Here is a 6,095-nt window from a genome sequence, read left to right on the forward strand (position 1 = left end):
CCACGCTCTGCGTGGGAATGCCTCAATGGACGCTCTGCGTCCGCTTCTGGGACGCGGAGCGTCCCGGGCTGCATTCCCACGCAGAGCGTGGGAACGAGGTAGGTAGCGTCCTTGGCCAAACCAGTCACACAACTTGATAGCTTTGACCATTGTCCCGCTCCCCGCGCAGAGCGAGTATTTCCCTGTTGATTACGGTTCCCCCAACCTAATAAAAATACAGAGGGATTCTGGCAATGCGCGATTACTTGTCTGCTACGTCACAGTTCAATTATCAGCACACCGTCGATGCTGCGCTCACAGGATCGTTGACCGCGCTCAACGCCTGCGTCGAGTGTTGCGACCGGCATGCCTTGCCGGGGCGCATTGCGCTGTTCTGGGAAGGTCGCGACGGTAGTAGCGCGACCTACACCTTCAGCGACTTGCAGGACAAGGCCGCGCGTTTCGCCAATTTCCTGGTGGCCCAGGGCGTGAAGAAGGGCGACAAGGTCGCAGGTCTGTTGCCCCGCAACATCGAATTGCTGATCACCGTGTTCGCCGCCTGGCGCATCGGTGCGGTTTATCAGCCGCTGTTCACCGCCTTCGGTCCCAAAGCCATCGAACACCGTCTGAGCAGTTCCGGCGCCAAAGTGGTAGTCACCGATGCGGTCAATCGCTCGAAACTGGCTGAAGTGGCCGACTGCCCGACCATCGTCACCGTCGGCGGCCCGAAAGGCCAAGGTATTGTTCGGGGTGATTTCAGTTTCTGGGCCGAACTGGCCAACTACTCCAGCGTCTGCGAACCGGTATTGCTGACCGGCGAAGACCCATTCCTGCTGATGTTCACCTCGGGCACCACCGGCCCGTCGAAAGCACTGTCGGTGCCGCTCAAGGCCATCGTTGCGTTCCAGAGCTACACCCGCGACGCGGTGGACCTGCGCCCCGAGGACGCGTTCTGGAACGTCGCCGATCCGGGCTGGGCCTACGGCATTTATTTCGGCGTCACCGGGCCGATGGCGATGGGGCATCCGATCACCTTCTACGATGGCCCGTTCACCCTCGAAAGCACCTGCCGGGTGATCAACAAATACGGGATTACCAACCTCACCGGTTCACCGACCGCCTACCGCTTGCTGATTGCCGGAGGCGATGAATTCGCCCGTTCGATCAAGGGCAAGCTGCGCATCGTCAGCAGTGCCGGCGAGCCGCTGAATCCGGAAGTGATCCGCTGGTTCGCCGACAACCTCGGCGTGGTGATTCACGACCATTACGGCCAGACCGAACTGGGCATGGTCCTGTGCAATCACCACGGCCTGGACCATCCGATCCACATGGGCGCCGCCGGTTTTGCCTCGCCGGGTCACCGCATCGTGGTGCTGGATGACGAATACAAAGAGCTTGGCGTCGGCCAGCCAGGAATCCTGGCCATTGACCGTACCCAGTCGCCGATGTGTTGGTTCGGCGGTTACGAAGGCGTATCGACCAAAGCGTTCGTCGGCAATTATTACCTGAGCGGCGACACCGTCGAGTGGAACCCGGACGGCAGCATCAGCTTCGTCGGCCGCAGCGACGACGTGATCACCACCTCGGGTTACCGCGTCGGCCCGTTCGACGTGGAAAGCGCGCTGATCGAACACCCGGCGGTGGTCGAGGCGGCGGTGATCGGCAAACCCGACCCGGAGCGCACCGAACTGGTGAAAGCCTTCGTCGTGCTCAGCCCGCAATACCGTGCCGAACCTGCGTTGGCCGAAGAGCTGCGGCAACACGTGCGCAAGCGTCTGGCGGCGCACTCGTACCCCCGTGAAATCGAATTTGTCAGTGAATTGCCGAAAACCCCAAGCGGCAAATTGCAGCGCTTTATCTTGCGCAACCAGGAAATCGCCAAGGCTCAAGAGGCCGCCGCGAAGAACGTTTCAGCTTGAATCCAAGGAAACAATGATGCAGATCGAAAACAAGGTTTTTCTCGTCACCGGCGGTGCTTCCGGCCTCGGTGCCGCCACCGCTGAAATGCTGGTGGCCGCCGGCGCCAAGGTGATGCTGGTAGACATGAACGCCGAAGCCGGCGCGGCGCAGGCTGCACGTCTCGGCGCGCAAAGCGTGGTAGCCGACATCAGCAATGAAGCGGCGGCAGAAGCGGCGGTGCAGGCGACGGTCAAAGCGTTTGGCTGCCTCAATGGTCTGGTCAATTGCGCCGGCATCGTCCGCGGCGAGAAGATCCTCGGCAAGACCGGCCCCCATGCGTTGGCCAGTTTCAGCCAGGTGATCAACGTCAACCTGATCGGCAGTTTCAATATGCTGCGCCTGGCTGCGGCGGCGATTGCCGAAACCGAAGCCGATGCAGACGGCGAGCGCGGGGTGATCATCAACACCGCCTCGGTCGCGGCCTTCGACGGCCAGATCGGCCAGGCCGCGTATTCGGCGTCCAAAGGCGCAATTGCCAGCCTGACCTTGCCCGCCGCCCGTGAACTGGCGCGCTTCGGCATCCGCGTGATGACCATCGCGCCGGGCATTTTCGAAACGCCGATGATGGCCGGCATGACCCCGGAAGTCCGTGATTCGCTGGCCGCTGGTGTGCCGTTTCCGCCGCGCCTGGGCAAGCCGGGCGAGTACGCCGCGCTGGCCAGGCATATCATAGAAAACAGCATGCTCAACGGCGAGGTGATCCGTCTCGACGGCGCTTTGCGCATGGCCGCCAAATAAGGAGAATTTGTCATGACACAGTCCAACGATCCGATTGTTATCGTCAGCGCCGTCCGCACCCCGATGGGCGGTTTCCAGGGCGAACTGAAAAGCCTGACCGCGCCACAACTGGGTGCCGCAGCGATTCGTGCAGCGGTCGAACGCGCCGGTATCGCCCCTGAATCTGTAGAAGAAGTGCTGTTCGGTTGCGTGCTCTCCGCCGGCCTCGGCCAGGCCCCGGCGCGGCAAGCAGCACTGGGCGCCGGGCTGGATAAATCGACCCGCTGCACGACGTTGAACAAAATGTGCGGCTCGGGCATGGAAGCGACGATTCTGGCCCACGACATGCTGATCGCCGGCAGCGCCGATGTGGTGGTCGCTGGCGGCATGGAAAGCATGTCCAACGCGCCGTACCTGCTGGACCGCGCCCGCAGCGGTTACCGCATGGGCCATGGCCAGGTGCTCGATCACATGTTCCTCGACGGCCTCGAAGACGCCTACGACAAGGGCCGCCTGATGGGCACCTTTGCCGAGGATTGCGCCGAGACCAATGGCTTCAGCCGTGAAGATCAGGACGCGTTTGCCATCGCGTCCACCACCCGCGCCCAACAGGCGATCGAGGAAGGTAGCTTTAACGCCGAGATCGTGCCGCTCACTGTGACGGTCGGCAAACAGCAAGTGCTGATCAGCCACGACGAACAGCCGCCGAAAGCCAAACTGGACAAGATCGCTTCGCTGAAACCGGCTTTCCGCGAGGGCGGCACGGTGACGGCGGCGAACTCCAGTTCGATCTCCGACGGCGCGGCGGCACTGGTGCTGATGCGCCGTTCCGAAGCCGAGAAACAAGGCTTGAAGCCGCTGGCAGTGATTCACGGCCATGCGGCGTTTGCCGACACCCCGGGGCTGTTCCCGGTGGCACCGGTGGGCGCGATCAAGAAACTGATGAAGAAAACCGGCTGGTCGCTGGATGAAGTCGAGTTGTTCGAAGTCAACGAAGCTTTCGCCGTGGTGAGCCTGGTGACCATGACCAAGCTGGAAATCTCCCACGAGAAGGTCAACATCCACGGCGGTGCTTGCGCTTTGGGCCACCCGATTGGTGCATCCGGCGCGCGGATCCTCGTCACCTTGCTCTCGGCCCTGCGCCAGAAAGGCCTGAAACGCGGCGTTGCAGCGATCTGCATCGGTGGCGGCGAAGCGACGGCCATGGCCGTTGAATGCCTGTACTGAGGCTAATGAGGCGCAACCTGTGTGTGGTTTTTTTGTGGCGAGGGAGCTTGCTCCCGCTGGGTCGCGAAGCGGCCCCAAAAGCTTTGCGACTGCTGCGCAGTCGAACGGGAGCAAGCTCCCTCGCCACACAAGCCCGCTCTCACAGGTCTTGCGTTTCAACTTGATTTTTAAGGAATTGGCATGATCCCCAACGACGAACAACTGCAGATCAGCGACGCGGCCCGGCAGTTTGCCCAGGAACGGCTGAAACCGTTCGCCGCCGAATGGGACCGCGAACATCGCTTCCCCAAGGAAGCCATCGGCGAGATGGCCGGCCTGGGTTTCTTCGGCATGCTGGTGCCGGAGCAGTGGGGCGGTTGTGACACCGGTTACCTGGCTTACGCCATGGCCCTGGAAGAAATCGCCGCCGGCGACGGTGCTTGCTCGACCATCATGAGCGTGCACAACTCGGTGGGTTGCGTGCCGATCCTCAAGTTCGGCAACGACGACCAGAAAGAACGTTTCCTCAAACCGCTGGCTGGCGGCGCGATGCTCGGTGCATTTGCGCTGACCGAACCGCAAGCCGGCTCCGATGCCAGCAGCCTGAAAACCCGTGCCCGGCTGGAAGGCGATCACTACGTGCTCAACGGCTGCAAGCAATTCATCACTTCCGGGCAAAACGCCGGGGTGGTGATTGTGTTTGCGGTGACTGACCCAAGTGCCGGCAAACGCGGGATCACCGCGCTGATCGTGCCCACCGATTCGCCGGGCTACAAAGTGGCGCGGGTCGAAGACAAGCTCGGCCAGCACGCCTCCGATACCTGCCAGATTCTCTTCGAGGATGTGAAAGTGCCGGTGGCCAACCGACTGGGTGAGGAGGGCGAAGGCTACAAGATCGCCCTGGCCAACCTCGAAGGCGGGCGTGTCGGTATCGCCTCGCAATCGGTGGGCATGGCCCGCGCTGCGTTCGAAGCGGCCCGCGACTACGCCCGTGAACGCGAGAGCTTCGGCAAGCCGATCATCGAACACCAGGCGGTAGCGTTTCGCCTGGCCGACATGGCGACCCAGATCGCCGTGGCCCGGCAGATGGTGCATTACGCGGCGGCGTTGCGCGACAGCGGCAAACCGGCGCTGGTCGAAGCGTCGATGGCCAAGCTGTTCGCCTCGGAAATGGCCGAAAAGGTTTGCTCCTCGGCGTTGCAAACCCTTGGCGGTTACGGTTACCTGAACGATTTCCCGCTGGAGCGGATCTACCGCGACGTGCGGGTGTGCCAGATCTACGAAGGCACCAGCGACATTCAGCGCATGGTCATTTCGCGCAATCTTTGAGAAGGAATCCCCTACAGGGGATCAAGTGTTTATCAGGAGTTATTTATGAGCTATGAAACGATTCTTTTGGAGATCAAGGACCGCGTGGGCCTGATCACCCTCAACCGTCCGCAAGCCTTGAACGCGTTGAATGCCCAAATCGTCAGTGAACTGAACCACGCCCTCGATGGCCTGGAAGCCGATTCGAACATCGGTTGCATCGTGCTGACCGGCTCGAAAAAAGCCTTCGCCGCTGGTGCCGACATCAAGGAAATGGCCGAGCTGACCTACCCGCAGATCTACCTCGACGACCTGTTCAGTGACAGTGATCGCGTGGCCAATCGCCGCAAGCCGATCATTGCTGCGGTCAACGGTTTCGCCTTGGGCGGTGGCTGCGAACTGGCGCTGATGTGCGACTTCATTCTGGCCGGCGACAATGCCAGATTCGGCCAACCGGAAATCAACCTCGGCGTGTTGCCGGGCATGGGCGGCACCCAGCGCCTGACCCGCGCCGTGGGCAAGGCCAAGGCCATGGAAATGTGCCTGAGCGGGCGCTTGATCGATGCGGTGGAAGCCGAGCGTTGCGGGATCGTGGCGCGCATCGTACCGGCAGATGAGCTGGTGGACGAAGCGCTTAAAGTCGCGGCATTGATTGCGAAGAAGTCGCTGCCGATTGCGATGATGATCAAGGAAAGCGTCAACCGCGCCTTTGAAGTCAGCCTGTCGGAAGGCGTGCGTTTTGAACGCCGGGTATTCCATGCGGCGTTTGCCACGCAGGATCAGAAAGAAGGGATGGCGGCGTTTATTGCCAAGCGTGAGGCCGAATTCCAAGGCAAGTGATTAGCGTACCGATCGTTCCCACGCTCCGCGTCACTAGTGTCCGGTAAAAACTAAAGGGGGAGCTTGCTCCCCCTTGCTGTGCCTGC

General features: G+C 61.6%; 5 protein-coding genes. All 5 read left to right on the forward strand.

Annotated elements, in window-relative coordinates; genetic code table 11:
• Nucleotides 1-233: 233 nt before the first annotated feature.
• The 5 genes from AC1RO5_RS17900 (at nt 234) to AC1RO5_RS17920 (ending at nt 6,009) form a co-directional block, all read left to right on the forward strand.
• Nucleotides 234-1,898, forward strand: a complete 1,665-nt coding sequence (locus AC1RO5_RS17900) for an AMP-binding protein (RefSeq protein ID WP_493176654.1) — start codon at nt 234-236, stop codon at nt 1,896-1,898.
• Nucleotides 1,899-1,914: 16 nt separating this feature from the next.
• Entirely contained in the window at nt 1,915-2,676 is a 762-nt protein-coding gene (locus AC1RO5_RS17905; protein WP_493176656.1) for an SDR family NAD(P)-dependent oxidoreductase, read from the forward strand.
• Nucleotides 2,677-2,688: 12 nt separating this feature from the next.
• Nucleotides 2,689-3,882 (forward strand): acetyl-CoA C-acyltransferase, encoded by a 1,194-nt coding sequence (locus AC1RO5_RS17910; protein WP_493176657.1) that lies wholly within the window; start codon nt 2,689-2,691, stop codon nt 3,880-3,882.
• Nucleotides 3,883-4,062: 180 nt separating this feature from the next.
• Nucleotides 4,063-5,190 (forward strand): acyl-CoA dehydrogenase, encoded by a 1,128-nt coding sequence (locus AC1RO5_RS17915; RefSeq protein WP_493176659.1) that lies wholly within the window; start codon nt 4,063-4,065, stop codon nt 5,188-5,190.
• Between the two features lie 45 nt (nt 5,191-5,235).
• Entirely contained in the window at nt 5,236-6,009 is a 774-nt protein-coding gene (locus tag AC1RO5_RS17920) for an enoyl-CoA hydratase (RefSeq protein WP_493176661.1), read from the forward strand.
• The last annotated feature ends 86 nt before the right edge of the window (nt 6,010-6,095 follow it).

This window comes from Pseudomonas sp. GW822-FHT02G04, from assembly GCF_058802085.1.

Excerpts from the sequence above, each read along its gene's own strand:
- AC1RO5_RS17900 (WP_493176654.1), top strand. The coding sequence starts at position 234 with ATGCGCGATTACTTGTCTGCTACGTCACAGTTCAATTATCAGCACACC.
- AC1RO5_RS17905 (WP_493176656.1), top strand. The coding sequence starts at position 1,915 with ATGCAGATCGAAAACAAGGTTTTTCTCGTCACCGGCGGTGCTTCCGGC.
- AC1RO5_RS17910 (WP_493176657.1), top strand. The coding sequence starts at position 2,689 with ATGACACAGTCCAACGATCCGATTGTTATCGTCAGCGCCGTCCGCACC.
- AC1RO5_RS17915 (WP_493176659.1), top strand. The coding sequence starts at position 4,063 with ATGATCCCCAACGACGAACAACTGCAGATCAGCGACGCGGCCCGGCAG.
- AC1RO5_RS17920 (WP_493176661.1), top strand. The coding sequence starts at position 5,236 with ATGAGCTATGAAACGATTCTTTTGGAGATCAAGGACCGCGTGGGCCTG.